This window comes from Streptomyces sp. NRRL S-455 (assembly GCF_000717875.1).
Classification (GTDB): domain Bacteria; phylum Actinomycetota; class Actinomycetes; order Streptomycetales; family Streptomycetaceae; genus Streptomyces.
Window position 1 is genome coordinate 79929 of sequence record NZ_JOCT01000024.1, and the last position, 26611, is coordinate 106539.

General features: G+C 70.9%; 20 protein-coding genes and 1 pseudogene. 11 read left to right on the forward strand and 10 right to left on the reverse strand.

Features of this window, described 5'->3' with window-relative positions:
* Positions 1 to 20 precede the first annotated feature (20 nt).
* Positions 21 to 1292: an MFS transporter gene (locus IE97_RS0128780; RefSeq protein ID WP_030246729.1), complete on the reverse strand. Its 1272-nt coding sequence runs from the start codon at positions 1290 to 1292 to the stop codon at positions 21 to 23.
* Between the two features lie 270 nt (positions 1293 to 1562).
* Between IE97_RS0128780 and aroQ the strand changes: the two genes are divergently transcribed.
* Complete coding sequence (gene aroQ, locus IE97_RS0128785; protein WP_030246731.1) at positions 1563 to 2036, forward strand: type II 3-dehydroquinate dehydratase; 474 nt, start codon at positions 1563 to 1565, stop codon at positions 2034 to 2036.
* Positions 2037 to 2257: 221 nt separating this feature from the next.
* Here the strand turns inward: aroQ and IE97_RS0128790 are convergent.
* Together IE97_RS0128790 and IE97_RS0128795 are read right to left on the reverse strand one after the other, a co-directional pair.
* Positions 2258 to 2446 (reverse strand): annotated as a pseudogene (locus IE97_RS0128790) (MBL fold metallo-hydrolase); the annotation flags it as partial.
* A 120-nt stretch (positions 2447 to 2566) separates the two neighbouring features.
* Positions 2567 to 3190: a TetR/AcrR family transcriptional regulator gene (locus IE97_RS0128795; protein ID WP_030246735.1), complete on the reverse strand. Its 624-nt coding sequence runs from the start codon at positions 3188 to 3190 to the stop codon at positions 2567 to 2569.
* A gap of 419 nt (positions 3191 to 3609) precedes the next feature.
* Between IE97_RS0128795 and IE97_RS0128805 the strand changes: the two genes are divergently transcribed.
* On the forward strand, positions 3610 to 4629 hold the full coding sequence (locus IE97_RS0128805; RefSeq protein WP_030246738.1) for an NAD(P)/FAD-dependent oxidoreductase: 1020 nt from the start codon (positions 3610 to 3612) through the stop codon (positions 4627 to 4629).
* A gap of 94 nt (positions 4630 to 4723) precedes the next feature.
* Entirely contained in the window at positions 4724 to 6355 is a 1632-nt protein-coding gene (locus IE97_RS0128810; RefSeq protein ID WP_030246741.1) for an MFS transporter, read from the forward strand.
* A 558-nt stretch (positions 6356 to 6913) separates the two neighbouring features.
* Here IE97_RS0128810 and IE97_RS0128815 read toward each other — a convergent pair.
* Positions 6914 to 7567, reverse strand: coding sequence for an MBL fold metallo-hydrolase (locus IE97_RS0128815; RefSeq protein ID WP_030246744.1), 654 nt, complete (start codon positions 7565 to 7567; stop codon positions 6914 to 6916).
* Between the two features lie 10 nt (positions 7568 to 7577).
* Positions 7578 to 8270, reverse strand: a complete 693-nt coding sequence (locus IE97_RS0128820) for a maleylpyruvate isomerase family mycothiol-dependent enzyme (protein WP_030246747.1) — start codon at positions 8268 to 8270, stop codon at positions 7578 to 7580.
* Positions 8271 to 8492: 222 nt separating this feature from the next.
* Between IE97_RS0128820 and uvrA the strand changes: the two genes are divergently transcribed.
* On the forward strand, positions 8493 to 11507 hold the full coding sequence (gene uvrA / locus IE97_RS0128825) for an excinuclease ABC subunit UvrA (protein ID WP_030246750.1): 3015 nt from the start codon (positions 8493 to 8495) through the stop codon (positions 11505 to 11507).
* 86 nt (positions 11508 to 11593) lie between these two features.
* Here uvrA and IE97_RS0128830 read toward each other — a convergent pair whose 3' ends face one another.
* Positions 11594 to 12157, reverse strand: a complete 564-nt coding sequence (locus tag IE97_RS0128830) for a YceI family protein (RefSeq protein ID WP_030246753.1) — start codon at positions 12155 to 12157, stop codon at positions 11594 to 11596.
* A 101-nt stretch (positions 12158 to 12258) separates the two neighbouring features.
* On the opposite strand from IE97_RS0128830, the gene IE97_RS0128835 reads away from it, so the two are divergent.
* Positions 12259 to 13122, forward strand: a complete 864-nt coding sequence (locus IE97_RS0128835; RefSeq protein WP_030246756.1) for a helix-turn-helix domain-containing protein — start codon at positions 12259 to 12261, stop codon at positions 13120 to 13122.
* Positions 13123 to 13313: 191 nt separating this feature from the next.
* Here IE97_RS0128835 and IE97_RS0128840 read toward each other — a convergent pair whose 3' ends face one another.
* The 4 genes from IE97_RS0128840 to IE97_RS42610 form a co-directional block, all read right to left on the reverse strand.
* Complete coding sequence (locus tag IE97_RS0128840; protein ID WP_030246758.1) at positions 13314 to 14222, reverse strand: carbohydrate kinase family protein; 909 nt, start codon at positions 14220 to 14222, stop codon at positions 13314 to 13316.
* Positions 14219 to 15262 carry a LacI family DNA-binding transcriptional regulator gene (locus IE97_RS0128845; RefSeq protein WP_030246760.1) on the reverse strand — a complete coding sequence of 348 codons (1044 nt, stop codon included), beginning with the start codon at positions 15260 to 15262 and terminating at the stop codon, positions 14219 to 14221. The genes IE97_RS0128840 and IE97_RS0128845 overlap by 4 nt, the downstream gene beginning before the upstream one ends.
* A 145-nt stretch (positions 15263 to 15407) precedes the next feature.
* A complete protein-coding gene (locus IE97_RS0128850) occupies positions 15408 to 16355 on the reverse strand; it encodes a hypothetical protein (RefSeq protein ID WP_030246762.1) in 948 nt (315 codons plus the stop codon).
* 261 nt (positions 16356 to 16616) lie between these two features.
* A complete protein-coding gene (locus IE97_RS42610) occupies positions 16617 to 16778 on the reverse strand; it encodes a hypothetical protein (RefSeq protein ID WP_199807071.1) in 162 nt (53 codons plus the stop codon).
* Between the two features lie 254 nt (positions 16779 to 17032).
* Between IE97_RS42610 and uvrC the strand changes: the two genes are divergently transcribed.
* The 6 genes from uvrC (at position 17033) to gap (ending at position 26474) form a co-directional block, all read left to right on the forward strand.
* Complete coding sequence (uvrC, locus tag IE97_RS0128860; protein WP_030246764.1) at positions 17033 to 19102, forward strand: excinuclease ABC subunit UvrC; 2070 nt, start codon at positions 17033 to 17035, stop codon at positions 19100 to 19102.
* Positions 19099 to 20058: an RNase adapter RapZ gene (gene rapZ, locus IE97_RS0128865; protein WP_030246769.1), complete on the forward strand. Its 960-nt coding sequence runs from the start codon at positions 19099 to 19101 to the stop codon at positions 20056 to 20058. The genes uvrC and rapZ overlap by 4 nt, the downstream gene beginning before the upstream one ends.
* The gene (locus IE97_RS0128870) at positions 20055 to 21134 is read left to right on the forward strand and encodes a gluconeogenesis factor YvcK family protein (RefSeq protein ID WP_030246773.1); all 1080 of its coding nucleotides are present in this window, start codon (positions 20055 to 20057) and stop codon (positions 21132 to 21134) included. Before rapZ ends, IE97_RS0128870 begins: the two co-directional genes overlap by 4 nt.
* Entirely contained in the window at positions 21125 to 22117 is a 993-nt protein-coding gene (gene whiA, locus IE97_RS0128875; protein WP_030246780.1) for a DNA-binding protein WhiA, read from the forward strand. The genes IE97_RS0128870 and whiA overlap by 10 nt, the downstream gene beginning before the upstream one ends.
* Positions 22118 to 22268: 151 nt before the next feature.
* Positions 22269 to 25223: a M14 family metallopeptidase gene (locus tag IE97_RS0128880; protein ID WP_030246784.1), complete on the forward strand. Its 2955-nt coding sequence runs from the start codon at positions 22269 to 22271 to the stop codon at positions 25221 to 25223.
* Positions 25224 to 25466: 243 nt separating this feature from the next.
* On the forward strand, positions 25467 to 26474 hold the full coding sequence (gap, locus tag IE97_RS0128885; RefSeq protein WP_030246786.1) for a type I glyceraldehyde-3-phosphate dehydrogenase: 1008 nt from the start codon (positions 25467 to 25469) through the stop codon (positions 26472 to 26474).
* Positions 26475 to 26611: the final 137 nt, after the last annotated feature.

The window sequence follows — 26611 nt, forward strand, 5'->3', positions numbered from 1 at the left end:
GGCGTGCCCGGAACCGGTGATCAACCCGTAGTCGCCTCCACCGCGGCCACGGGCACCGGACGCGTCTCCGGCAGCAGTGCGAAGCACCCGAGGCTGAACAGCGCGATCGCCGTCAGATAGGCGGCCACGCCCCAGGGCACCCGCCCGCCCTGCTCGGCCAGCGCCGTCGCCACGATCGGGGTGAGCGCGCCGCCGATCACCCCGCCGAGGTTGTAGCCGACGGCGGCGCCCGTGCAGCGCACCCGCGGTGCGTACAGCTCCGGCAGATACGCGGCGATCACGGCGAACATCGTGATGAAGGAGAGCATCGCCCCGAGGAAGCCGAGGAACATGGGCAGCGGCTCGCCGGTGGCGAGGAGCGCGACCATCGGGAACATCCACAGTGCGGCGGCCGCGCACCCGGCCAGGCACAGGGGGCGCCGGCCGTAACGGTCACCGAGCAGAGCGACCAGCGGCGTGAGCGCGCCCTTCACGACCACCGAGCCCATGATGCAGGTCAGCATGGTGCCGCGGCTCACCCCGAGCCGTTCCGTGCCGTAGGCGAGCGACCAGGTGGTCACCGCGTAGAAGATCGCGTAGCCGATCGCGAGCGCCCCGCCGGTGAGCAGGAGGAGTCGCCAGTGGTCACGCACGACCTCGGCGAGCGGCACGCGCGCGTGGTCTTCGAGCTCGAGGAATCCGGGGCTTTCGGTGAGTGAGGAGCGCAGCCACAGTCCCACGACGGCCAGCACCCCGGCCGCCCAGAACGGCACCCGCCACCCCCACGCGGCGAACTGCGCCTCGGACAGCGTCGCCGACAGCCCCAGCACCACACCGTTGGCGAGCAGGAACCCCAGCGCGGGACCGACCTGCGGGAAGCTCGACCACAGCCCACGCCGCCCGGCGGGCGCGTGCTCCACCGTCAGCAGCACCGCGCCGCCCCACTCCCCACCGAGCCCGAGCCCCTGGAGGAAGCGCAGGACCAGGAGCAGCAGGGGGGCGGCCACACCGATCGTGTCGTACGTCGGCACACAGCCCACCGCGACCGTGGAGGCACCGGTGAGCAGCAGCGATGCGACCAGGACCGGCCGCCGCCCCCGCCGGTCCCCGATGTGCCCGAACAGCACAGACCCCAGCGGCCGTGCCACGAAGCCCACGCCGAAGGTGGCGAAGGCGGCCAGCGTCCCGGCCACCGGCGAGAAGGTCGGGAAGAACAGCGGCCCCAGGATCAGGGCCGCGGCGGTCCCGTAGACGAAGAAGTCGTAGAACTCGATGGCCGTGCCGGCGAGCGAGGCCGCCGCCAGGCGCGGCATGGAGGGTGCCCTTACGGTGCGTACGTCGTGCATGCCGCGTCAACTACCCACCGTGACGGCGAGTTACGGGGGCGCGCGGGGGCCCGGGGGCCCTCAGCACGTGACGGTGATGCGCCGGGCCGGACCATCGACCCGCACGACGCCCCGGTAGGGAATCTACGGCCGCGGATCGGTGTGCCCGGCTCGGCGTCCCTTCGGCGCACCGTGATAAACCGGGGTGCGAGCGGCGGCCCTGCCGCGGGCCGCTCGACCGAACGGACCGGAGGAACCGTGCCCCGCAGCCTGGCCAACGCCCCGATCATGATCCTCAACGGCCCCAACCTGAATCTGCTCGGCCAGCGTCAGCCGGAGATCTACGGCTCCGACACCCTGGACGACGTCGAGGCGCTGTGCGCCAAGGCGGCGGCCGCGCACGGCGGCACGGTCGACTTCCGCCAGTCCAACCACGAGGGGGAGTTGGTGGACTGGATCCACGAGGCGCGGCTGAACCACTGCGGGATCGTGATCAACCCGGGTGCCTACTCGCACACCTCCGTCGCCCTCCTGGATGCCCTCAACACCTGCGACGGCATGCCGGTACTAGAGGTCCACATCTCCAACATCCACCGGCGCGAGTCGTTCCGGCACCACTCCTACGTCTCTCTGCGTGCCGACGGGGTCATCGCCGGGTGCGGGGTGCAGGGGTACGTGTTCGGCGTGGAGCGCGTCGCGGCACTCGCGAAGGCGGGCCAGGCACAGGCGTAGGCAGGACACACCTCGCAGGCCGGGGCCGCCGGCCGAGGGCGGGGATCGACAGGCCGGCGGCCCATCCGCACAGGAGCCGTCATCCTGCGCGGGGCTGCTACCAGTTGACCGCTCAACCAGAAAAGAGGGGAGCGTACGTGCGACACCGGCGCGTGTGAACGATTCACACGGGGCGCGTGCGCGGCTCACCCCTCAGGCGCTCCCGCGCCCCGCGTAGCCGTTCACCACCCGCGCGCGTGCCACTCCGGCAGTTGCGGACGCTCCGCGCCCAGCGTCGTGTCGTCGCCGTGCCCCGGGTAGATCCACGTCTCGTCCGGGAGGACGTCGAAGATCTTGGTCTCCACGTCGTGGAGGAGACTGGCGAACGCCTTGGGGTCCTGGTGGGTGTTGCCCACACCGCCGGGGAACACCACAGCACGCGCCAACACACGAGGTCACGGCGGCGCGTAAACCTACGGGCCGTGCCTTCGCGGCGTCGAAGTGGGCCGACCGCATCAGATGCCTGTGCAATGAGGCCGGCCGTGCCCTTCTCAGCGGTGGCGCGGGCGAGGCAGCAAGGCGAACGCGCTCTCCGCAATCGAGGTCAGGCGGGCGGGACTGTGGCCGTACGCGCCTACGACATCGGTCCCGCGGATGATGGTCAGCAGAAGGTAGGCAAGGTCGTCGGGATCCGCGTCGGGGTCGATGTCGCCGTTGCGCTGCGCCGCTCGCACACACTCGGCCACCGCCGTCGCGAGCACGGAGAAGCAGTCGTTGGCCAGGCGTTTCACCTCGGAGTCGGAGGCGCCGATCTCCAGGGCCATCTTGGCGGCGAAGCAGGCCGCCGCCGCCCGGTCAGGGGCGGGGGGTACGTCGGCGGCGAGTGGCACCCCGTGGACGGCGCGGAGCAAGTACGCGTGCAGTCGTTCCAGGGCACCCTCGTCCGGTCCGGCGAGCGCTTTCGGCGCAAACTGCCCCAGCCGGGCGAAGTAGCCGGCCATCGCCTGCAGCAGCACGCCGTGCTTGCCGTCGAACGCGGCATAGAGGCTGCCGCGGCCCAGGCCGGTGGCGGCGCTGATGTCGTCGACGCTCGTGCCGTTGTAGCCCGAGGCGCGGAACTGCCGCTCGGCGGCATGCAGGACGTGGTCGCGGTCGAAGCTTCGTGGTCTCGCCATACACCGAAGGTAAAGCCGACCCGCCGTTATTGACAACCCAGTACAGAACCATCTAGGTTTCTGACTGTTCAGTACACAATCATCCTGAGCTCACCGGACAGGGTGTGTGTACGCCTGGCGCGATGGAGAGCAACCCATGCCTTTGCGCTCCTCCGCGCCGCCCAACGTTGCGACGCCTTCCAGGCTGGCAAGGCCCGGTCTGACCCTCGCGATCCTGGCGACGGCGAGTTCCATCGCCGGACTGGATCTGTACATCACGAACGTCGGGCTGTCCTCGGCGCGGGGCACTTCCTGCACCTCGAACAGCCCAAGTCGGTCGCCGACCACATCCTCGGCTTTCTGAACAGCTGACCCCCCTCCAACCACCCAGAACTCGAAGGGTTGACCGAACCATGACTGATAAGGAAAGGCAGGAGGCCATGGCTGTGGCGACTCCTCCGTACGCGAGCGACGCACTGGCCGAGGGGACCGTCGACGCGGTGGTGATCGGCGGGGGCGCCGCAGGGCTGAACGGTGCCCTGATCCTCGCCCGCTCCCGCCGCTCGGTCGTCGTGATCGACAGCGGCTCCCCGCGCAACGCGCCCGCGGAGGCCGTGCACGGCTTCATCGTCTTGGACGGCACCCCGCCGTCCGAGATCCTTCGATGGGGCCGGGAGCAGGTGCGCCAGTACGGCGGACGCGTCGTGTTCGGCGAGGTGGTCTCGGCCGAGTCCGCCGCCCCGTCGGCGGACGGGGACCTGCGGTTCACCGTCACCCTGGCCGACGGCCGCAGCATCACCGCTCGCCGCATCCTTGTGGCCACCGGCCTCACGGATGTGCTGCCGGAGGTGCCTGGGCTCGCCGAGCACTGGGGGCACAGTGTGGTGCACTGCCCGTACTGCCACGGCTGGGAGGTGCGCGATGAGCCCATCGGCATCCTGGCCACCGGCCCGGCCTCCATCGGCCACGCGTTTTTGTTCCGTCAGCTGACCGAGGACCTGATCTACTTCACCCACGGCACTGACCTGGATGAGGACAGCCGCGCCCGCTTCGCCGCCCGCGGCATCCGCGTCATCGACACCCCGGTCACCGAGGTCGTCAACGACGAGGGCGGTGCCCTCGCCGGGGTGCGCCTGGCCGACGGCCAGGTCGTCGCCCGCCGCGTCCTCGCAGTCGCCGCGCCGATGCAGGCCCGCACCCGGGGCCTGGAAGGTCTGGGCCTGCCGGTGCAGGGCCTGCCGAACATGGGCCGCGGTTTCGCCTCCGGCACGGCCGGCACCACCGGGGTGCCGGGCGTGTGGGTGGCCGGCAACGCCACCGATCTGGTCGCCCAGGTCGGGGCCTCCGCAGCGGCCGGCGCACTGGCCGGGGCCGACATCAACAGGATGCTGGCCACCGCGGACACCGACGCGGCCCTCCAGGGGATCGCCGAGGGAAGCCCACAAGGGGCCACAGGATGATCTTGAAGCCCGGAGATCTCAGCCCGTCGCCCGCTCGCCTCACGGGCAATCAAGTGCTTCCGCTCGTCCGCCCCGTCCCCCTCAGGAGCTACTGATGCCCTTCCTAGCGAACACCCCCGTGGAGAAAATGACCGGGCCTTACGCGCGGCGCTGGTGGGCGCTGCTCGTGCTGTGCCTGAGCCTGCTGATCACGGTGATGGCGAACACGTCGCTGATCGTCGCCGCCCCCGACATGACCACCGAGCTGGGCCTGAGCAGCAGTGATCTGCAGTGGGTCGTCGACTCCTACACCGTTCCGTACGCGGCGCTGATGCTGGTGCTGGGCGCGATCGGCGACAAGTACAGCCGGCGCGGCGCGCTGGTGCTGGGTCTGCTGCTCTTCGCCGGCGGTTCGGTGATGGGGAGCATGGTCGACGAGACCTCGCTGGTCATCGTGGCCCGCGCGATCATGGGTGTGGGTGCCGCGGTCGTGATGCCGGCCACGCTGTCCCTGGTGGTCGCGACCTTCCCCCGGAGCGAGCGGGCCAAGGCCATCACCGCCTGGGCCGCGACCTCCGGGCTGGCGGTAGCCGTCGGCCCGCTGGTCTCCGGCTGGCTGCTTGAGGACCACGCCTGGGGCTCGACCTTCCTGATCAACGTGCCGATCGCCGTCCTCGCCGTGTTCGGCGCGCTCGCCCTGGTACCGCCGTCCAAGGCGGAGGGCATGGGCCGGATCGACTACGTCGGTGGTCTGCTGTCGATCGTCACCGTCGGCTCCCTGATCTACGCCGCCATCGAGGGCCCGCACTCCGGCTGGGGCGTCGGCCCCGTCACCGCCGCCGTGGTCGCCGGTGTCGGGCTGGTCGCCTTCGTGGCCTGGGAGCTGCGGCACCCGCACCCGATGCTGGACGTCCGAAAGTTCGCGCTGCGGCCCTTCAGCGGCTCGATGCTCGCGGTGATGTTCTTCTTCTTCGGCATGTTCGCTGTGATCTACTACTCGACGCAGTTCCTGCAGTTCGTCCTCGGCTACGGCGCCCTGGACACGGGTGTACGGCTGCTGCCGTTGGGCGGTGCGGTGTTCCTCGGGTCCGCGGTGACCGGGGTGCTCGCCCCGAAGCTGGGGGTGAGGGTGATGGCCGTGACCGGCATGGCCGTCGGCACGGCGGGCATGTTCCTGCTCACCCAGATCGACAAGGGGTCGACGTACGGGGACTTCCTGGCGCCGCTGATGATGCTGGGCCTCGCGCTCGGACTGGCCATCTCCCCGGCGACCGACACGATCATGGGCTCCTTCCCCGAGTCCGAGCTGGGCGTCGGCGGCGGTGTCAACGACACCGCGCTCGAGCTGGGCGGGGCGCTGGGCATCGCGGTGCTGGGCTCGCTGCTGGGCACGGCCTACCGGGACGAGCTGACCGACCTGGTGGGCAACCGGCTCCCGGGCGAGGCGATGGAGATCGCCAAGGACTCGGTCGGTGGTGGCCTGGCCGTCGCGGAGCGGGTCGCGCAGGATCCCTCCGCCGGGCCCCAGCAGGCCCAGGCCGCCATGGACGCCGTCCACCAGGCCTTCGCCCACGGAGTCGCCCAGACCAGCCTCATCGGCGGGATCATCATGGCCGCCGGAACACTGATCGTTCTCGCGGTCCTGCCGGGCCGGCGCGGGTTCGCGGGGAAGAGCGCCGAGCCGGGGGCCGGGAAGGCGGCGAGCGAGGCGGCGACTGCGCGGGAGCACACCGGGGCCACCCGCTAGATCGCCGGCGGGGCGTCCACTGGATCGCCGGGGACGCGTCCGCCGGGTCGCCGGGCACCCCCTCCGCCGGATCGCCCGCCAGGCGCGTCGGGCACGAGCCCGGCGGCGCGAGACGCGCAGGGCGCGGGCGTGGTCCACGGTCCACGGCCACGCGGATCCTCTGCCGGAACACCTCACCGTCCTCGGCCTCCGGGCCGCCCCGGGGCTCTCCTCCGCGGCCCGGAGGTCAAGGGCCGTGAGGTGACAGCGGCGGTCGCAGCCCGCTTGAGCGCGGCCTCCAGCTGCGTGCGGGTGTTTCGAGCCCGTAGTACGGCTGGGAGCCGAAGGGATGGATTGCGGAGAAGTGGGAGATTCCGCTGCCTGCCAGGTGAACCCGGCCCGGCAGACCGCAGCCCATGCAACAGTCCCCCTGATCATGGCGGTCACCGCTGCCGGCGTCGGCGACGGTACTCTGGAGGCCACCGTCCGTGGGACATGACCCTCCCGAGCGCGGAACGGGCCTGAATGCGCGACCGCCCCCGCTTCGGTTTCGAAACAGGGGCGGTCGGCGTTGGACGGTTACCAGCCTCGTGCGCGCCACTCCGCGAGGTGGGGCCGCTCCGTGCCGATGGTGGTGTCGTTGCCGTGGCCGGGATAGATCCAGGTCTCGTCCGAAAGGACGTCGAACAGCTTGGTCTCCAGGCCGTTCATCAGGGAGTTGAACTCTGCGGCCTGTGTTGTCCGGCCAGGGCCCCCCGGGAACAGGCAGTCCCCGGTGAACACATGGGGATGCCCGTGCGGGTCGTCGTAGACAAGGGCGATCGAGCCGGGCGTGTGCCCGACCAGGTGGCGCGCGGTGAGCTCCACGTGCCCCACCCGGATGGTGTCACCGTCGTCGACGAGTACGTCGGTCGGCACGGGGATGCCCTCGGCGTCGTCCCGCCCCGCGTACGTGCGTGCGCCGGTGGCCGACACGACCTCGGCGAGCGCCTGCCAGTGGTCGCCGTGCCGGTGGGTGGTGACGACGGACGCGATACCGTCGCCGCCGATCATGCCGAGCAGGGTGTCCGCCTCGTCCGCGGCGTCGATCAGCAACTGCTCGTCGGTGGCACGGCAGCGCAACAGATAGGCGTTGTTGTTCATCGGGCCGACCGCGATCTTGGTGATCATCAGGTCCTTGAGCTCGTGCACGTCGGCAGGTCCGCCGACCGTCACCTCGCCGCTGTACGTCATGTCCGCCAGCCTATAGCGGGGGCAGTGCCGGAAGCGGACCACCGGCCGAGGTCAGGGCGGATCCGGCGCGGCGGCCGGCGAGCCAGCCGAGCAGTTCGGCCGGGGAACCCGTGACGGTCACCTCAGGCCCCTGCGCGCCCGGCTTCCGGCCGGTGCTCCACGCGCGTGTGCCGTCCGTGACGCGGGTCGGCGGCACGTAGGGCTGCCCGGCGAACCGGTCGGTGAGGAAGGCGATCTCGCGCTCCGTGAACTCCGCCGACAGATCCTCCAGCTCGTACCCGATCCCCAGGTCCACGTGGTGCAGCTCCACCTCCACCCAGCGCCGGAACGGGACCCGGGACGCGGAGTCGGTGACCCCGTTGCGCAGCTCCACCCTGCGCGACCAGTCCGCCGGGGCCTGACCGGCCGCCTGGAAGCGGGCCGCGCTCTCGCGCAGGTCGGCGAGCTGGACGTCGAGGCCGCGCGGGGCGTCCCGCTCGATGTCGGCGTCCCGGGCCTCGCCGGAGGGATACATGGGACGGCCTTCGAGGACGTTGACGAGAGCGTCGGCGTTCCGGGCGAGGTGGGCCAGGACGTGGCCGCGGGTCCAGCCGGGCAGGCGTGACGGCTCGGTCACAGACGCGTTGTCCAGTTTGCCGACTGCGAGGAGCAGCCGCTCGGTCGCGACACGTACAGACTCCAGGTCATGCGCGTGATCAATCATGGTGCTGACCCTAGCCACACCACACCTTCGGGTGAAGGTGGTGAAGCGGTGCCGTAAATCGAATGTGCGTGCTATAGGGTCGGGTGTGGCGTCGGGCATGCTGGATAGCCGGGGTGTGTTGGCAACCCGTGAATCCGACCGGCGTTGTCAGTGGCTCCCCCTAGTCTGAGAAGGACGGGGGCCCCGCCCCTGTCACTTCTCTCAAGAAAGGTGCGGACCGGCGTGGCCGACCGTCTCATCGTTCGTGGAGCGCGCGAGCACAACCTCAAGAACGTCTCGCTCGACCTCCCGCGCGACTCGCTCATCGTCTTCACGGGCCTGTCGGGGTCGGGCAAGTCCTCGCTGGCCTTCGACACCATCTTCGCGGAGGGGCAGCGGCGCTACGTGGAGTCGCTCTCCTCGTACGCCCGGCAGTTCCTCGGCCAGATGGACAAGCCGGACGTCGACTTCATCGAGGGGCTCTCCCCGGCCGTCTCCATCGACCAGAAGTCCACCTCGCGCAACCCGCGCTCCACGGTCGGCACGATCACCGAGGTCTACGACTACCTGCGTCTGCTCTTCGCGCGCATCGGCAAGCCGCACTGCCCCGAGTGCGGCCGCCCCATCTCGCGCCAGTCGCCGCAGGCCATCGTCGACCGGGTCCTGGAGCTGCCCGAGGGCAGCCGCTTCCAGGTGCTGTCGCCGCTGGTGCGCGAGCGCAAGGGCGAGTTCGTCGACCTCTTCGCCGACCTCCAGACCAAGGGCTACTCCCGCGCCCGCGTGGACGGCGAGACCATCCAGCTGTCCAGCCCGCCCACGCTGAAGAAGCAGGAGAAGCACACCATCGAGGTGGTCGTCGACCGCCTCACGGTCAAGGACGGAGCCAAGCGTCGCCTCACCGACTCCGTCGAGACCGCCCTCGGCCTCTCCGGCGGCATGGTCGTGCTCGACTTCGTCGACCTCCCCGAGGACGACCCCGAGCGCGAGCGCATGTACTCGGAGCACCTGTACTGCCCGTACGACGACCTGTCCTTCGAGGAGCTCGAGCCACGCTCCTTCTCCTTCAACTCGCCCTTCGGCGCCTGCCCGGACTGCACCGGCATCGGCACGCGCATGGAGGTCGACCCGGAGTTGATCGTCCCGGACCCGGACAGGAGCCTCGACGACGGCGCCATCCACCCCTGGTCGCACGGCCACACCAAGGACTACTTCGGCCGCCTCATCGGCGCCCTCGCCGACGCCCTGGGCTTCCGTACGGACATCCCCTTCGCGGGCCTGCCGCAGCGCGCCAAGAAGGCCCTGCTCCACGGCCACAAGACCCAGGTCGAGGTCCGCTACCGCAACCGCTACGGACGCGAGCGCCGCTACACCACGGCCTTCGAGGGTGCCGTCCCCTTCGTGAAGCGCCGGCACAGCGAGGCCGAGAGCGACTCCAGCCGCGAGCGCTTCGAGGGCTACATGCGCGAGGTGCCCTGCCCCACCTGCGAGGGCACGCGTCTGAAGCCGGTCGTCCTCGCGGTCACGATCATGGGCAGGTCCATCGCCGAGGTCTCCGCGATGTCGATCAGCGACTGCGCGGACTTCCTGGGAGAACTGAAGCTCACCGCCCGCGACAAGAAGATCGCCGAGCGGGTGCTGAAGGAGGTCAACGAGCGGCTGCGGTTCCTGGTCGACGTCGGCCTGGACTACCTCTCGCTGAACCGCGCGGCCGGCACCCTCTCCGGCGGCGAGGCCCAGCGCATCCGCCTGGCCACCCAGATCGGATCCGGCCTCGTCGGCGTCCTCTACGTCCTCGACGAGCCCTCCATCGGCCTGCACCAGCGCGACAACCACCGGCTGATCGAGACCCTGGTCCGGCTCCGCGACATGGGCAACACGCTCATCGTCGTCGAACACGACGAGGACACCATCAAGACCGCCGACTGGGTGGTCGACATCGGCCCCGGCGCCGGCGAGCACGGCGGCAAGGTCGTGCACAGCGGCTCCCTGAAGGAACTGCTCACCAACGCCGAGTCGCAGACCGGCCAGTACCTGTCCGGCAAGAAGGCCATCCCGCTGCCCGGCATCCGGCGCCCGGTCGACCCGTCACGGCAGCTCACGGTGCACGGCGCCCGGGAGAACAACCTCCAGGACATCGACGTCTCGTTCCCGCTGGGCGTCTTCACCGCCGTCACCGGTGTCTCCGGCTCCGGCAAGTCGACCCTGGTCAACGACATCCTGTACACGCACCTCGCCCGCGAGCTGAACGGCGCGAGGAGCGTGCCCGGACGGCACACGCGCGTGGACGGCGACGACCTCGTCGACAAGGTCGTCCACGTCGACCAGTCGCCCATCGGCCGCACCCCGCGGTCCAACCCGGCCACGTACACCGGCGTCTTCGACCACATCCGCAAGCTGTTCGCCGAGACCACCGAGGCGAAGGTCCGCGGCTACATGCCCGGCCGCTTCTCCTTCAACGTCAAGGGCGGCCGCTGCGAGAACTGCTCGGGCGACGGCACCATCAAGATCGAGATGAACTTCCTCCCGGACGTCTACGTCCCGTGCGAGGTCTGCCACGGCGCCCGGTACAACCGGGAGACCCTGGAGGTCCACTACAAGGGCAAGTCCATCGCCGACGTCCTGAACATGCCGATCGAGGAGGCCACGGACTTCTTCGAGGCGGTTCCCGCGATCGCCCGCCACATGAAGACCCTGAAGGACGTCGGCCTCGGCTACGTCCGGCTCGGCCAGTCCGCGACCACCCTGTCCGGCGGTGAGGCCCAGCGCGTCAAGCTCGCCAGCGAACTCCAGCGCCGCTCCACCGGCCGCACGGTGTACGTCCTGGACGAGCCGACCACCGGTCTGCACTTCGAGGACATCAGCAAGCTGCTGGCGGTCCTGTCCGGACTGGTCGACAAGGGCAACACGGTCATCGTCATCGAGCACAACCTCGACGTGATCAAAACCGCGGACTGGATCGTCGACATGGGCCCCGAAGGCGGCGCCGGCGGTGGCCTGGTCGTCGCCGAGGGCACGCCCGAGCAGGTCGCCGGGGTCCCGGCCAGCCACACCGGCAAGTTCCTGCGCGAGGTCCTCGGCTCCGACCGCATCAGCGACGCGTCCTCGGTGAAGGCGCCGCGCAAGAGGACGGCGCAGAAGACCGTCCCGGCACAGAAGACCGCCGCCGGCAGGACGGTCAACAGCACCGCCACCAGGAAGACGGCGGCCAAGACCACGAAGGCCGCCGCGAAGAAGACGACGCGGACGACCAAGGGCTGAGAGCGAGCAGTAACGGGCAAGCGGTAACGACGCGCCGTGCTCCGCGGGTGACCACCCGCGGAGCACGGCGCGTCGGCGTGTGTCCGTCAGCCGTTCTTCGGTTCCACGAACTGCATGTCGAGCTGGATCTTCACCACTTCGCCGAGCAGGCCGGGGGCGAAGTCGAGCCCGAACTCGCTGCGCCGGATCTCGCCCGTCGCCTCGAACCCGGCATGCCGGCTGCCGTCCATGGGCACATCGACCAGCCCGCCGAACTCCACGGCGAGCGTCACCGGCCGGGTCACCGCGCCGATCGTCAGTTCGCCCTCCATCGTCCAGTCCTCCGCCTCGCCCGATACGCGCGTCGAGCGGTAGGTCATCGTCGGGCGCTTCTCGACGTCGAGCAGGTCGGAGGCGCGTACGTGCGCGTCCCGGTCGGCGTTGCCGGTGTTGACCGAGGCCAGATCGATGGTCGCGGACACCCGCACATCCTCGACCCGTTCCCCGACGTACAGTTCGGCCTCCAACCGCTCGAAACGGCCCCGCACCTTGGCGATACCCAGGTGGCGGATGGTGAAGTTCACTGAGGAGTGGAACGGATCCAGGGCCCAGTTTCCGGGGGCCAGCGGCAGGGCGGTGGCGGGAACGGCAGCAGCGGTGTCATTCGTCATGCACTCCACCGTGAGGGCTCCACGGCCCATGAGGGAGACCGGCCGGAGCCTGGTAGTGGCAGGGCCACGATCCGGGCCGGCGCGCGTTGTAGGTTCGGCGGGTGAGCGACAACGAGTTGGGCACGTTCCTGCGCGCCTGGCGTGAAGCCGTCAGCCCTGCCGAAGCAGGCCTGCCCGCGGGGTCACGGCGCCGTACCCCGGGTCTGCGACGGGCCGAACTGGCCACCCTCGCCGGCATCAGCGTCGAGTACCTCACCCGCCTGGAACAGGGCCGCGACCGCAACCCGTCCGCCCAGGTGCTCGGTGCCCTGGCCGACGCCCTGAACCTGTCGCTCAACGACCGGATGCTGCTGCGCCGCCTGACCAAGGAGGCGGACGGCGGCGACCCACTGGTCTGTGCGGCGGCCCCGTCCCTCAGCCGCACGGCCCGCCCCACCGTACGGGCGCTTCTTGACCGCATGGAGCCGACTGCCGCACTGGTGGTCAACTGGATCGGCGACGTCCTCGCCCACACCGCCGGGTACGAGCGGCTGGTCGGTCCCATCGGCCTGCTCGACGACGAGCCGCCCAACCTGCTCCGGTACCTGTTCACCGACGAGCGGGCCCGCAGCGCCTACCGTGACTGGGACCGGGTGGCCGACGATCTTGTCGCCCGGCTCCGGCACGGCGTCCCCCTCCGGGATCCGCACCTAGCCGAACTGGCCGACGAGCTGACGGTGACGGCCGGGGCGGACTTCGCCGACCGGTTCGCCGACCTGGCCACCACACCGCGACAGACAGGCTCCCAGCACCTCGACCACCCGGAGGCCGGCTCACTCCGCCTCCTGCAGGAGACGCTCGCGCTCCCCGACGAGGGACAGCGGGTCATCGTCCTGCTGCCCGCGGACGACGCCACGGCCGCGGCCCTGGACCGCCTCAACGGCCGCCGGCCCGGCGCGCTGCGGGCGGTGGGCGAGACGGGCTGAGCGACGCGGCCGGACTCCGCCCGCCTCTCAGCCGTCGGGCGTGCGGGCGGCTTCGTGTTCGTTCCGGTGCCGCGTCCGGGTGCTCGTCTCGGGTTGTCGGCTCGCGTCAGCCGTCCAGCTCGCGGGTGCGGGCGGCTTCGTGTCCATTGCGGTGATGCGTCCGAGGGCCCGTTTCGGGCCGTCGGCTCGCGTCAGCCCTCCAGCTCCCGGGCGTACGGCGGCTCCGCCCCCGCCCGCGAGCAGGTGACCGCCGCCGCACGGGCCGCGAAGCCCAGCAGCCCCGTCCAGCCGTCGGGGCCCAGTGCGGCCAGCGCCTGCCCGCTGAGGGCGTCGCGTACCGCGAGCCCGTGCAGCAGCGCGGCGTTGACCGTGTCACCCGCGCCGATCGTGTCCACGACCTCGACCCGTTCGCCCGGCACCGCGTACTCGCCGCCGTCGGCGGTGTAGGCGGTGATCCCGTCGCCGCCCCGGGTGACCACGACCGCCGCGGGACCGGCGGCCAGCCACTCCCGCGGCGTACCACCGAGCCACTCGGCGTCCTCCGCCGACAGCTTCAGCAGCGACACGAACGGCAGCCAGCTCTTGAACCGTGCCCGGTAGGCGTCCGCGTCCGGGATCAGCCCGGCCCGGATGTTCGGGTCCAGCGCGGTGAACACGCCCTGCCCGGCCGCCGCACGCATCAACTCCTCGTATGCGCTCGCCCCCGGCTCCAGCACCAGCGAACAGGTGCCGAAGGAGACCGCGCGGGTGCCGGACGGCAGCGTGGCGGGCGCGGTGAAGAGCCGGTCCGCCGTCCCGTCGACGTAGAAGGAGTACGCCGCCGAGCCGTCCTCGCCGACCGTGGCGACGGCCAGGGTCGTGGGCTCGGTGCCGCGCTGCACCGACGACACGTCCACCCCGGTGTCGCGCAGCCGGTCCAGCAGGGCCTCCCCGAACGCGTCGTACGACACCCGGGAGCAGAAGGCGGCGGGCGAGCCGAGACGGCCCAGCGCCACGGCCGTGTTGTACGGGCCTCCGCCGAGCGCCGGCCGCAGCGCCGCCAGGGCGCCCGCACCCTGCGGCACCAAATCGATCAGGGCCTCACCGGCGACGACGATCACGACAGGGTTCCTTTCCCGAATGAGTCTGGGCAGCCGCACGAAGTGCGGTGGACGAAGGTGCAGGGCAGCCGTGCGGTCCGGGCGGGCCGGTCCGGCTCGGCGAGACGCTCCAGGAGCACGCGGACGGCCTGGGCGCCGATGTCCTTGCTGGGCTGCGCCATCGCGGTGAGCCGCGGCGAGAACAGGTCCGCCCAGGTGAAGTCGTCGAAGCAGCACAGCGCGATGTCGCCGGGCACGGACAGACCGTGGGCGCGCAGGGCACGCAGCGCCCCGATGGTCATCGCGTTGTTGCCGGTGACCAGCGCGGTGGGCGGCACGGCGAGGGACAACAGGGCGGCGGTGGCCTGTTCGGCACCGGCCGCCTCCGAGTCACCGTGCACCAGGAGCCGCTCGTCGTAGGGGAGATCCGCGCAGGACAGGCCGGTCCGGTAGCCGGTGATCCGCTCGCTCGTGGTGCTGAGCCCCGGCCGCCCGGCCACCAGGCCGATCCGCCGGTGGCCGAGCCCGGCGAGGTGGGTGACCAGCCGGGACGTCGGTTCGGCGTTGTCGGCACAGACCTGGTCGAAGCGCGGACCGCCGTCCGTCCCCCGGGCGTCCACCAGCCGGTCCAGGAACACGGCCGGGACGCCGTGCCGCCCCAGGTAGGCGAGCAGCCCGCGCGGGTCCGCGGAGGGTGCGACGATCATGCCGTCCACCCGGCGCTCGTGCAGCAGCTGGACGACCTTGCGCTCGTGTTCCGGGTCGTCGTGCGGATCGGCGATCAGCAGACTGTAGCCGTGTTCCAGGGCACTGGCCTCGACGCCCTGCAGAATCTCCGTGAAGTACGGGTTGCTGATCGCCGACACCGCCAGCCCGATGGAACGGGTGCGGGCCGTCACCAGGGAACGGGCCAGCGTGTTGGTGGTGTAGCCGAGCTCTTCCACGGCGTCCAGGACCGCCTGGCGGGTGTGCGGAAGCACCGGGCGGGTGCCGTTCAGCACGTGCGAGACCGTCGCCACGGAGACACCGGCACTCCGGGCGACGTCGGCCATGGTCGCCATGGTGTTCCCTCCTCCGCTTCCGGCGGGGAACGTATCGCATTCCGCGCCCGACGTAAACGCTTGCGCAAACGTTTACGTCCGGCGGGACCCGGCCCGGTCCGGCTCAGCCCGGCCCAGGGACATGGGTAGCCCCAGGCCCGGCCGGCTACTCCCAGTCCCAGCCGATCCCCACAAAGCCGGCCCGCGCCCGCGGCTCGACCAGATGCACCGACCGGTGCCGCCCGCTCAGCGCCAGCTCCTGGCACCCACTGCGCGGCGCGGCAGCCGAGGCCTGCGAAAACCGGTGACAGCGCACCGGGAGGGCCGCCGCGTCGAAACACACCTGGAGCGCGTACTGGCCGCCGGGGGAGTCGCAGCCCCGGACGTACTCGCGTGACACGCCCGCCGTACCGTCCTCGACGCCGTAGCGGAACAGGAACGTGTCCCCGGCCCGCAGCCGGGTGTCGAAGAGCAGCTCGGCCGCGAGCACTCCCGTGTCGCCGTGCCAACGGACGCGCCCGGTACGGCAGTTCTCCAGAGCGAGCACCCGCATGCGCTCCGGCACGGCTCCCCGGTCGCCGTAGTGGACGGCAACGAAGCGGTCGACGCCGTCCCGGTGGGCGCGCACGATGTGGTGCGCCTCCCGCTCGGCCAGTTCGCGCCGCGCCCCGATCCGGAGCCGCTCGTGGTGCCCGAGGGTGTGCAGGCCCTCGTCCGGCGGACAGCCCAGCTCGGCCAGGACCTGGTCCAGCACCCCGGACGCATCGACCAGGGAGCGGTAGGACCGGGCCGACGACCGCTGCCCGGAGGGGTTCCCGCCCGACTCGGCGAGCAGCCGGAGCAGCGACTCCTCGGGAAGCTCCAGGATCTCCTCGAGCGCGCGCACGGCCCGCAGCGACTCGGGGCGCTGCGGGCGCCGGGCGCCCTGCTGCCAGTAACTGAGACTGGTGACGCCCACCTTCACACCGTGGCGGGACAGATGGTGCTGCACGCGTTGCAGCGGCAGCCCGCGGGCGGCGATCGCGGCACGCAGGGCGACGTGGAAGGGGCCGCCTCGCAGGGCCGAGTCCAGTTCCGCGGTGGCGACGTCCGCGTGCTGTGGGGCGTGCGGCATGCAGGGGCCTCTCTGTGAGTCGGCAAACGGCTGGTCAGACCGTTCGCGCGGGCCGCCCGGGGGCCGTCCCGCCGGCGCAGGGCAGGTCTGCACAGCCGTACGCCGTCGTTCAGCGCCCCGAGTTCCCCCGCATTGAAGCGTGTTGACCTGATCCCGACAACACCTGATGCCGGACAGTGACGTACTCCCCGCCGGGCCCGCCCGGGCACACGAAACGCCCGGGGCACGCGCCCCGGGCGTTCGCGGCAGACCCGTGAGCTTCTAGGAGTGGTCGCTTCCGTCCTGGTCCCGGAGCGCGAGACGCTTGGCCCGAGTGATGTCGGGATCGCGCGGGTCCAGGGCGTCGCGCAGCGCCAACGGCTCGTCCGGGTACCGGCGGGTACGGACCGCCCGCCGCGTCTTCTCGATCCGCATCCGCTTCATCTGCGCAGCCCTCCGACCCGTGGCCCGCCCGCTCCGCGTAGGAGGCGGCCGGTCCGCACCGACAATCTGTGCCTGCACCGGCACGGACTCCGCCCGCCGGACGTCGCCGTGTCCCGTGGGTGAGCCCCATTCCCGCTACCGGCGTGCCGTAATCCCCGGGGCGGGACATGCCGTTGGAAACTGCCTCCCGCAGGGCCGGTGATCGCGCCCGTCGGCTCGTCGGACTGTCGGTGCTCGCCAGTAGGGTGTGAGACATGGCCGACCCCTCCAGCTACCGCCCCAAACCGGGTGAGATCCCCGACTCGCCGGGGGTCTACCGGTTCCGTGACGAGCACCGCCGGGTGATCTACGTCGGAAAGGCGAAAAGCCTGCGCCAGCGCCTGGCGAACTACTTCCAGGACCTGGCGGGCCTGCACCCGCGCACCCGCTCCATGGTCACCACGGCCGCGTCCGTGGAGTGGACGGTGGTGTCCACGGAGGTCGAGGCGCTCCAGCTGGAGTACTCCTGGATCAAGGAGTACGACCCCCGGTTCAACGTCAAGTACCGCGACGACAAGAGCTACCCGTACCTCGCCGTGACGATGAGCGAGGAGTACCCGCGCGTGCAGGTGATGCGCGGTCACAAGAAGAAGGGCGTCCGGTACTTCGGTCCCTACGCGCACGCGTGGGCGATCCGCGACACCGTCGACCTGCTGCTCCGTGTCTTCCCGGTGCGCACCTGCTCGGCCGGCGTCTTCAAGAACGCCGCCCGCACCGGCCGCCCCTGCCTCCTCGGCTACATCGGCAAGTGCTCGGCCCCCTGCGTGGACCGCGTCTCCGCCGAGGAGCACCGGGAACTGGCCGAAGAGTTCTGTGACTTCATGACCGGCCGGACGAACACGTACATCCGCCGCCTGGAGCGGCAGATGGGCGAGGCGGCCGAGGAGATGGAGTACGAGCGGGCGGCCCGGCTGCGCGACGACATAGAGGCCCTGAAGAAGGCCATGGAGAAGAACGCGGTCGTGCTCGCCGACGCGACCGACGCCGACCTGATCGCGGTCGCCGAGGACGAGCTGGAGGCGGCCGTCCAGATCTTCCACGTGCGGGGCGGACGCGTCCGCGGCCAGCGCGGCTGGGTCACGGACAAGGTGGAGGAGATCACCACCGGAGCCCTCGTGGAGCATGCGCTCCAGCAGCTGTACGGCGAGGAGACGGGCGACGCCGTCCCCAAGGAGGTCCTGGTCCCGGCCCTGCCCGACCCGGTGGAGCCCGTCCAGGAGTGGCTCGCCGGGCGCCGCGGCTCGGGCGTCTCCCTGCGCGTCCCGCAGCGCGGCGACAAGAAGGCCCTCATGGAGACGGTGCAGCGCAACGCCCAGCAGGCGCTCGTCCTGCACAAGACCAAGCGGGCCTCCGACCTGACCACGCGCTCGCGCGCCCTGGAGGAGATCGCCGACGCCCTGGACCTGGACAGCGCCCCGCTCAGGATCGAGTGCTACGACATCTCCCACCTCCAGGGCGACGACGTCGTGGCCTCCATGGTCGTCTTCGAGGACGGCCTGGCCCGCAAGAGCGAGTACCGCCGCTTCCAGATCAAGGGTTTCGCGGGGCAGGACGACGTCCGCTCCATGCACGAGGTGATCACCCGCCGCTTCCGGCGCTACCTCGCCGAGAAGGAGAAGACGGGCGAGTGGACGGACGGCGAGGACGCGGACAACGCCGGTAACGGCGAGCTCACCAGTACCAACACCCTGACCGAGGACGACGGCCGCCCCAAGAAGTTCGCCTACCCGCCCCAGCTCGTGGTCGTCGACGGCGGCGCCCCGCAGGTCGCGGCCGCCCAGCGCGCCCTGGACGACCTGGGCATCGACGACATCGCCGTGTGCGGCCTCGCCAAGCGCCTGGAGGAGGTCTGGCTGCCCGGCGACGACGACCCGGTGGTCCTGCCCCGTACCAGCGAGGGTCTGTACCTGCTCCAGCGGGTCCGTGACGAGGCCCACCGCTTCGCGATCACCTACCAGCGCGCCAAGCGGTCCAAGCGCTTCAGGTCCAGCCCGCTGGACGATGTCCCGGGGCTCGGGGACACCCGCAGGCAGGCACTCCTGAAACACTTCGGTTCCCTGAAGAAACTGCGATCCGCCACCATCGACCAGATCTGCGAGGTCCCCGGCATAGGCCGCAAGACCGCCGAGACCATCGCGGCGGCCCTCGCCCAGGCGGCCCCGGCCGCACCCGCCGTCAACACGGCGACTGGGGAGATCATGGAAGAGGAGCCAGGCACCATGGGTTCCAGTGGGGAACCCGTGCGGACGGGTGCCCCGGACGAGCGACGGGGGCAGGAGACATGAACGTGAACGAGCACGACGGTCGCACAGAGCAAGCCGGAGACGGAGCACAGGTGAGTACGGGCACACCCAATGACAAGGCCCAGGTCCCGGACGCGGCCATCCCCGAGCTGGTGATCATCTCCGGCATGTCCGGGGCCGGCCGCTCGACGGCCGCGAAATGCCTGGAGGACCTCGGCTGGTTCGTCGTGGACAACCTGCCGCCCGCGCTGATCCCCACCATGGTGGAGCTCGGCGCCCGCTCCCAGGGCAACGTGGCCCGGATCGCCGTCGTCGTCGACGTCCGCGGCCGCCGCTTCTTCGACAACCTCCGCGAGTCCCTCGCCGATCTGGACACGAAGAACGTCACCCGGCGGATCGTCTTCCTGGAGTCCTCCGACGATGCCTTGGTGCGCCGCTTCGAGTCGGTGCGCCGCCCGCACCCCCTGCAGGGCGACGGCCGCATCGTCGACGGCATCGCCGCCGAGCGACAGCTCCTGCGCGAGCTGCGCGGCGACGCCGACCTGGTGATCGACACCTCCAGCCTGAACGTGCACGAGCTGCGCGCCAAGATGGACGCCCAGTTCGCCGGCGAGGAGGAGCCCGAGCTACGGGCGACGGTCATGTCCTTCGGCTACAAGTACGGTCTGCCGGTCGACGCCGACCTGGTCGTCGACTGCCGCTTCCTGCCGAACCCGCACTGGGTCCCGGAGCTGCGCCCGTACACGGGCCTCAACGAGGAGGTCTCGGGCTATGTCTTCAACCAGCCCGGCGCCAAGGAGTTCCTCGACCGGTACACCGAGCTCCTCCAGCTCGTCGCCACCGGCTACCGCCGCGAGGGCAAGCGCTACGTGACCATCGCCGTGGGCTGCACGGGCGGCAAGCACCGCTCGGTCGCCATGTCGGAGAAGCTCGCGGCCCGGCTCGCGGCCGAGGGCGTGGAGACGGTGGTCGTCCACCGGGACATGGGACGGGAATGACACGACGTGCTCCGCGGCTGAGCCGGCTGCGCCGGGCGGTGCCCGAGGGCAGCACCGACGGAAGGAGTGGCCGGCCTGCCGAGGCCCGGGGTGGCAGACCGCGCCGCCGGGGCGCCCAGCCCAAGGTCGTCGCCCTCGGCGGCGGCATGGGCCTGTCCGCCTCGCTCGCCGCGCTGCGCCGCATCACCGGCGCCCTCACCGCCGTCGTCACCGTGGCCGACGACGGCGGCTCCAGCGGGCGGCTGCGTGACGAACTGGGCGTACTGCCGCCCGGTGACCTGCGCAAGGCGCTGGCCGCGCTGTGCGGCGACGACGACTGGGGCCAGACCTGGGCCCGGGTCATCCAGCACCGCTTCCAGTCCCAGGGCGACCTGCACGAGCACGCGGTCGGCAACCTGCTGATCGTCGCCCTGTGGGAGCAGCTCGGCGACCACGTCCAGGCCCTCGACCTGGTCGGGCGGCTGCTGGGCGCCCAGGGCCGGGTGCTGCCCATGTCCGCCGTTCCGCTGGAGCTGCAGGCCCTGGTCAAGGGCCACGACCCGGCCCGGCCGGACGAGATCGACACGGTCCGCGGCCAGGCCACCGTCGCCCTCACCCCGGGCGAGGTGCAGTCCGTGCACCTCGTGCCGAACGACCCGCCCGCCGTGCCCGAGGCGGTCGAGGCCGTCCTGGACGCGGACTGGGTGGTGCTCGGCCCCGGGTCCTGGTTCTCCTCGGTCATCCCGCACCTGCTGGTGCCGGAGCTGCTGGACGCGCTCACGCAGACCAAGGCCCGCCGGGTACTCTCGCTGAACCTCGCCCCGCAGCCCGGAGAAACCGAGGGCTTCTCCCCGCAGCGTCATTTGGAGGTTTTGGGACGACACGCCCCTAAACTCGCCCTGGACGTGGTGCTGGCCGACGAGGCCGCCGTGCCCGACCGGGACTCCCTGACCGACGCCGCCAAGCGGTTCGGCGCCGCGGTCGAGCTGGCTCCGGTGGCCCGGACCGACGGAACCCCGAGGCACGACCCGGAGCTGCTGGCCGCCGCGTACGACCGTATTTTTCGGATGCATGGAAGGATCGGCCCATGGCGATGACGGCAGCGGTGAAGGACGAGATTGCCCGGCTTCCCGTCACCCGGACCTGCTGCAGAAAGGCCGAGGTCTCGGCCGTGCTGCGGTTCGCCGGCGGCCTCCACCTGGTCAGCGGGCGCATCGTGATCGAGGCGGAGCTGGACACCTCCGCGGCGGCCCGCCGGCTCAAGCGGGACATCCTGGAGATCTTCGGCCACAGCTCCGAGCTGATCGTGATGGCGCCGGGCGGGCTGCGCCGCGGCTCGCGTTACGTCGTACGGGTGGTCGCGGGCGGTGACCAGCTGGCCCGCCAGACCGGCCTGGTCGACGGCCGGGGCCGCCCGATCCGCGGCCTGCCCCCGCAGGTGGTCTCGGGGGCCACCTGCGACGCCGAGGCGGCCTGGCGAGGCGCGTTCCTGGCGCACGGCTCGCTCACCGAGCCCGGCCGCTCCTGTTCGCTGGAAGTGACCTGCCCCGGCCCCGAGGCCGCGCTCGCCCTGGTCGGCGCCGCCCGCCGGTTGTCGATCCCCGCGAAGGCCCGCGAGGTGCGCGGCGTGGACCGGGTGGTGGTCCGCGACGGTGACGCGATCGGCGCTCTGCTGACCCGGCTCGGTGCCCACGACTCCGTGCTGGCCTGGGAGGAGCGGCGGATGCGCCGCGAGGTCCGCGCCACCGCCAACCGCCTCGCCAACTTCGACGACGCCAACCTGCGCCGCTCGGCCCGCGCGGCCGTCGCCGCCGGTGCCCGCGTCCAGCGCGCCCTGGAGATCCTCGGGGAGGACGTGCCCGAGCACCTCGCCGCGGCCGGCCGGCTGCGCATGGAGCACAAGCAGGCGTCCCTGGAGGAGCTCGGCGCGCTCGCCGACCCGCCGCTGACCAAGGACGCCGTCGCCGGCCGCATCCGCCGTCTGCTGGCCATGGCCGACAAGCGCGCCTCGGACCTCGGCATCCCGGGCACGGAGGCCAACCTCGCCGAGGACGAGCTCGCCGACAATCTCGTGGGCTGATCCGACAGTCCGTCACAAAGCCGGGGCCGGCGTCCACTTGGGTGACCGGCACCGGCTTTCGCGTGTCGCCCGGGCACTCTTGACTCGATCATGGACTGTCATGAGCCTGGCATCTGTTCGCTGCTGTGGCGGACCCACGCTAGGGGGGTTCATGAGACGAAGAGCGAGATCGATCCTCGCTGTCGGCGCGCTCCTGATCGGCGGAGCGAGCATCGCACCCATCGCCCAGGCACAACCGGACAGCGCGGCCTCGTCCGATCCGGACGAAGTCAAGGTCTTCCGCGCCGACGTGACCCGTCAGCAGGTACCCCTGCTGCTCGCCGCCGGCCAGGACGGCCACGAACTCAGCGAGCGGGTGCCCGCGAAGGGCACCGCCACCGTCGAGGTCTATCTGACCGACCAGCAGGCGCGGAAGCTGGAACAGCAGGGCGTCGAGCTCACCGAGCACAATCTCTCCGCCAGGGCGAAGGACCGCGTCGGGGAGGCCGCCGAGGGCGTGTTCCGCCCGTACAGCGGCAAGGGCGGCCTCAAGGAGGAGATCCTCCAGGCTGCGCAGGAGAACCCGGGTCTCACCAAGGTCGTCTCCATCGGCAAGACGGTCAAAGGCCAGGACATCCTCGCGCTGAAGCTCACCAAGGGCGCCAAGAGGACCAAGGACGGCTCCAGGCCTTCCGTCCTCTACATGTCCAACCAGCACGCGCGCGAGTGGATCACGCCGGAGATGACCCGGCGCCTGATGCACCACTACCTGGACAACTACAAGAAGGACCGGCGCGTCAAGAAGATCGTCGACTCCACCGAGCTGTGGTTCCTCATCTCGGCCAACCCCGACGGCTACGACCACACCCATGCCGGTGCCGCCAACCGCATGTGGCGCAAGAACCTGCGCGACATGAACGGCGACGGAGTCATCAGCACGGGCGACGGCGTCGACCTCAACCGCAACTTCGCCTACAAGTGGGGCTACGACGACGAGGGTTCGTCACCCAACCCCACCAGCGAGACCTACCGGGGCCCGGGCCCGGTCTCCGAGCCCGAGACCAAGGCCCTGGACGCCTTCCAGAAGCGGATCGGCTTCACGTACGGCATCAACTACCACTCCGCCGCCGAACTGCTCCTCTACGGAGTGGGCTGGCAGGTGGCCACGCCCACCCCGGACGACGTCCTGTACGAGGCGCTCGCCGGTACGCCGGAGAACTCCGCGATCCCCGGGTACCACCCGCAGCTCTCCTCCGAGCTGTACACCACCAACGGTGAGGCGGACGGCCACGCGGCGAACATCAACGGCCTGGCGATGTTCACGCCCGAGATGTCGACCTGCCAGACCGCCTCCGACGCGGACCCGAACGACGAGTGGAAGGCGTCCGACTGCCGCTCGGTCTTCACCTTCCCGGACGACGAGAAGCTGATCCAGCAGGAGTTCGCGAAGAACGTCCCGTTCGCGCTCTCCGTCGCCGAGTCGGCCTCCCGCCCCGACCGGCCGTCCTCGTCGGTCGGACTGAGCGCCGCCGACTTCACCCCGGCCGCGTTCCCGGTGTCCTACGCCCGCGGCGGCGACCAGGAGGTCTCCGTCGTCGCCCGCAAGTCGCTGCGCGACAAGGAACTGAAGTACCGCGTCAACGGCGGCCGCACCGAGGACATGGCGCTCAAGCCCTGGAAGGGCGGCGAGACCTACGGCGGCGACGACAACCTCTACTTCGACGAGTACCGGGCGAAGGTCAAGGACGGCGACCCCGGCGACAAGGTCCAGGTGTGGTTCACCGCGGAGACGAGGAACGGCAAGAAGGTCTCCAGCGACCGCTTCACCTACACCGTCGCCGAGCGGCCCCGGGCGAACGCCCTCGTCGTCGCCGAGGAGGGCGCGACCGCCGCGCAGGCGCGGAAGTACGTCGACGCCCTGGGGGCCAACGGCCGCAAGGCCGTCGTCTGGGACGTCGCCGAGCGGGGCGCACCCGACGCGCTGGGCGTGCTGAGCCACTTCGACACCGTCGTCCACTACACGGGCGCGAGCGTCCCGGGCAACGCCACCCAGCTGCAGCTGCGTGCCTTCCTCAATGAGGGCGGCAGGCTGATCGAGGCCGGTGAGCAGGCCGGCGGCAGCGTCGACCTCGGCGGCGGTGCCCTGTCCAACGACTTCAGCCAGTACTATCTGGGCGCCTACAGCCGTACCACGGCCGCCGGAGCCACCGGATTCACCGGCTCGGGCGAGCTGAGCGGCTTCACGGGCCCGCTCGCCGACGCGCCCGGCAACCCGCTGGACAAGGCGGGCCGCTACAACGTCACCTCCGACGAACTGCCCGCCGACAGGTTCCCGCAGTTCGCGAGCAGGGGAGCGGGACAGTTCGCCGGGGCGGTCAACCCGTACGGCCCCTACGCGGGCTCCTCGATGGCCGCCGCCGTCCACACCGACGACGGCTACAAGCGCCTCACCCGCACCGTGGACCTCACCGGTGTCACGGCGGCGGATCAGCCCACCCTGCGCACCCAGCTGATGTGGGACACCGAGCCCGGCTACGACAACGTCCTGATCGAGGCCCACACCGCGGGCGCCGACGACTGGACCACCCTGCCCGAGAAGAACGGCGCCACCAAGGCCACCGTGCCCACGGAGTGCGAGGGCGGCTTCTACCTCCGTGAGCACCCCTGGCTGCAGCACTACCTGACCCTGTCGGACGACGGCTGCGCCGCTACCGGCAGCACCGGGCAGTGGCACAGCCTCACCGGCGCCTCCGCCGGGTGGCAGCAGGTGAACTTCGACCTGAGCGCGTACGCGGGCAGGACGGTCGAGGTCTCGATCAGCTATGTCACGGACCCGGGCACCGGCGGATACGGCGTCCTCGCCGACGAGGCCTCGCTCGTCATCGGCGGCACCGCGAAGGAGACCGAGGGCTTCGAGACCTCGCTCGGTGCCTGGAAGGTGGCCGGCCCGCCCGCGGGCAGCCCGGCCGCCGTCAAGGACTGGGCCCGCACCGGGGCCCTCTTCCAGACATACGGCGCGGTCACCACGGACGACACCGTGCTGCTGGGCTTCGGCCTGGAGCACGTCGTCACCGCGGCCGACCGGGCGGCCCTGATGAGGAAGGCGCTCGCCTCCCTCGACGTGTGACCTCCTGTGAACCGGGAACTCTCGGTCAATAGGCACCACGCCGGGTAGCGAAATCGAGTGATCTCGCTCTCGGTGGCGGGCGGTCCGTACCCCTACTGGCCGGTACGGACCGCCCTGCCGTGTATGGGGCATCTGGATGTCACCACCGGGGCCTCAGGGAGGTAGGGTCGGAGGCGGTCGGGGACATCCCAAACAGAGCTCGCCGGCTCTTCATGGCCGGCGTACCAACGAGGAGATCGGTTCGTGACGATCCGCGTAGGCATCAACGGCTTCGGCCGCATCGGTCGTAACTACTTCCGCGCGCTGCTGGAGCAGGGTGCAGACATCGAGATCGTGGCTGTCAACGACCTGGGTGACACCGCGACCACCGCTCACCTGCTGAAGTACGACACCATCCTGGGCCGCCTCAAGCAGGAGGTCTCGCACACCGAGAACACCATCACCGTCGGCGACAAGACCATCAAGGTCCTCGCCGAGCGCAACCCCGCCGACATCCCGTGGGGCGAGCTGGGCGTCGACATCGTCATCGAGTCGACCGGCATCTTCACCAAGAAGGCCGACGCCGAGAAGCACATCGCGGGCGGCGCCAAGAAGGTCCTGATCTCGGCTCCGGCCAAGGACGAGGACGTCACCATCGTGATGGGCGTCAACCAGGACCAGTACGACCCGGCGAACCACCACGTCATCTCCAACGCCTCCTGCACCACCAACTGTGTGGCGCCGATGGCCAAGGTCCTCGACGAGAACTTCGGCATCGTCAAGGGCCTGATGACGACGGTGCACGCCTACACCAACGACCAGCGCATCCTGGACTTCCCGCACAAGGACCTGCGCCGCGCCCGTGCCGCCGCGGAGAACATCATCCCGACCACCACGGGTGCCGCCAAGGCAACCGCGCTGGTCCTCCCGCAGCTCAAGGGCAAGCTGGACGGCATGGCCATGCGCGTCCCGGTCCCGACCGGCTCGGTCACCGACCTGGTCCTCGAACTCGGCCGCGAGGTCACCAAGGAAGAGGTCAACGCCGCCTTCCAGAAGGCCGCGGAGGGCGAGCTGAAGGGCATCCTCGAGTACACCGAGGACCCGATCGTCTCCTCCGACATCGTCAACGCCCCGGCGTCCTGCACCTTCGACTCCTCCCTGACCATGGTTCAGGAGGGCAAGAACGTGAAGGTCATCGGCTGGTACGACAACGAGTGGGGCTACTCCAACCGTCTCGTCGACCTGACGGTCTTCGTCGGCAACCAGCTCTGATCGAATAGATCAGGCACCACGATGTGAGAGCAGGGCTCGGGCAGCGCACGGTCGCGCTGCCCGAGCCCTGACTCGCGTACAGATCAGAGCTGTTCGATCACGAGCGCTTACGAGCGATCACGAGCTCTTTCAGGAGT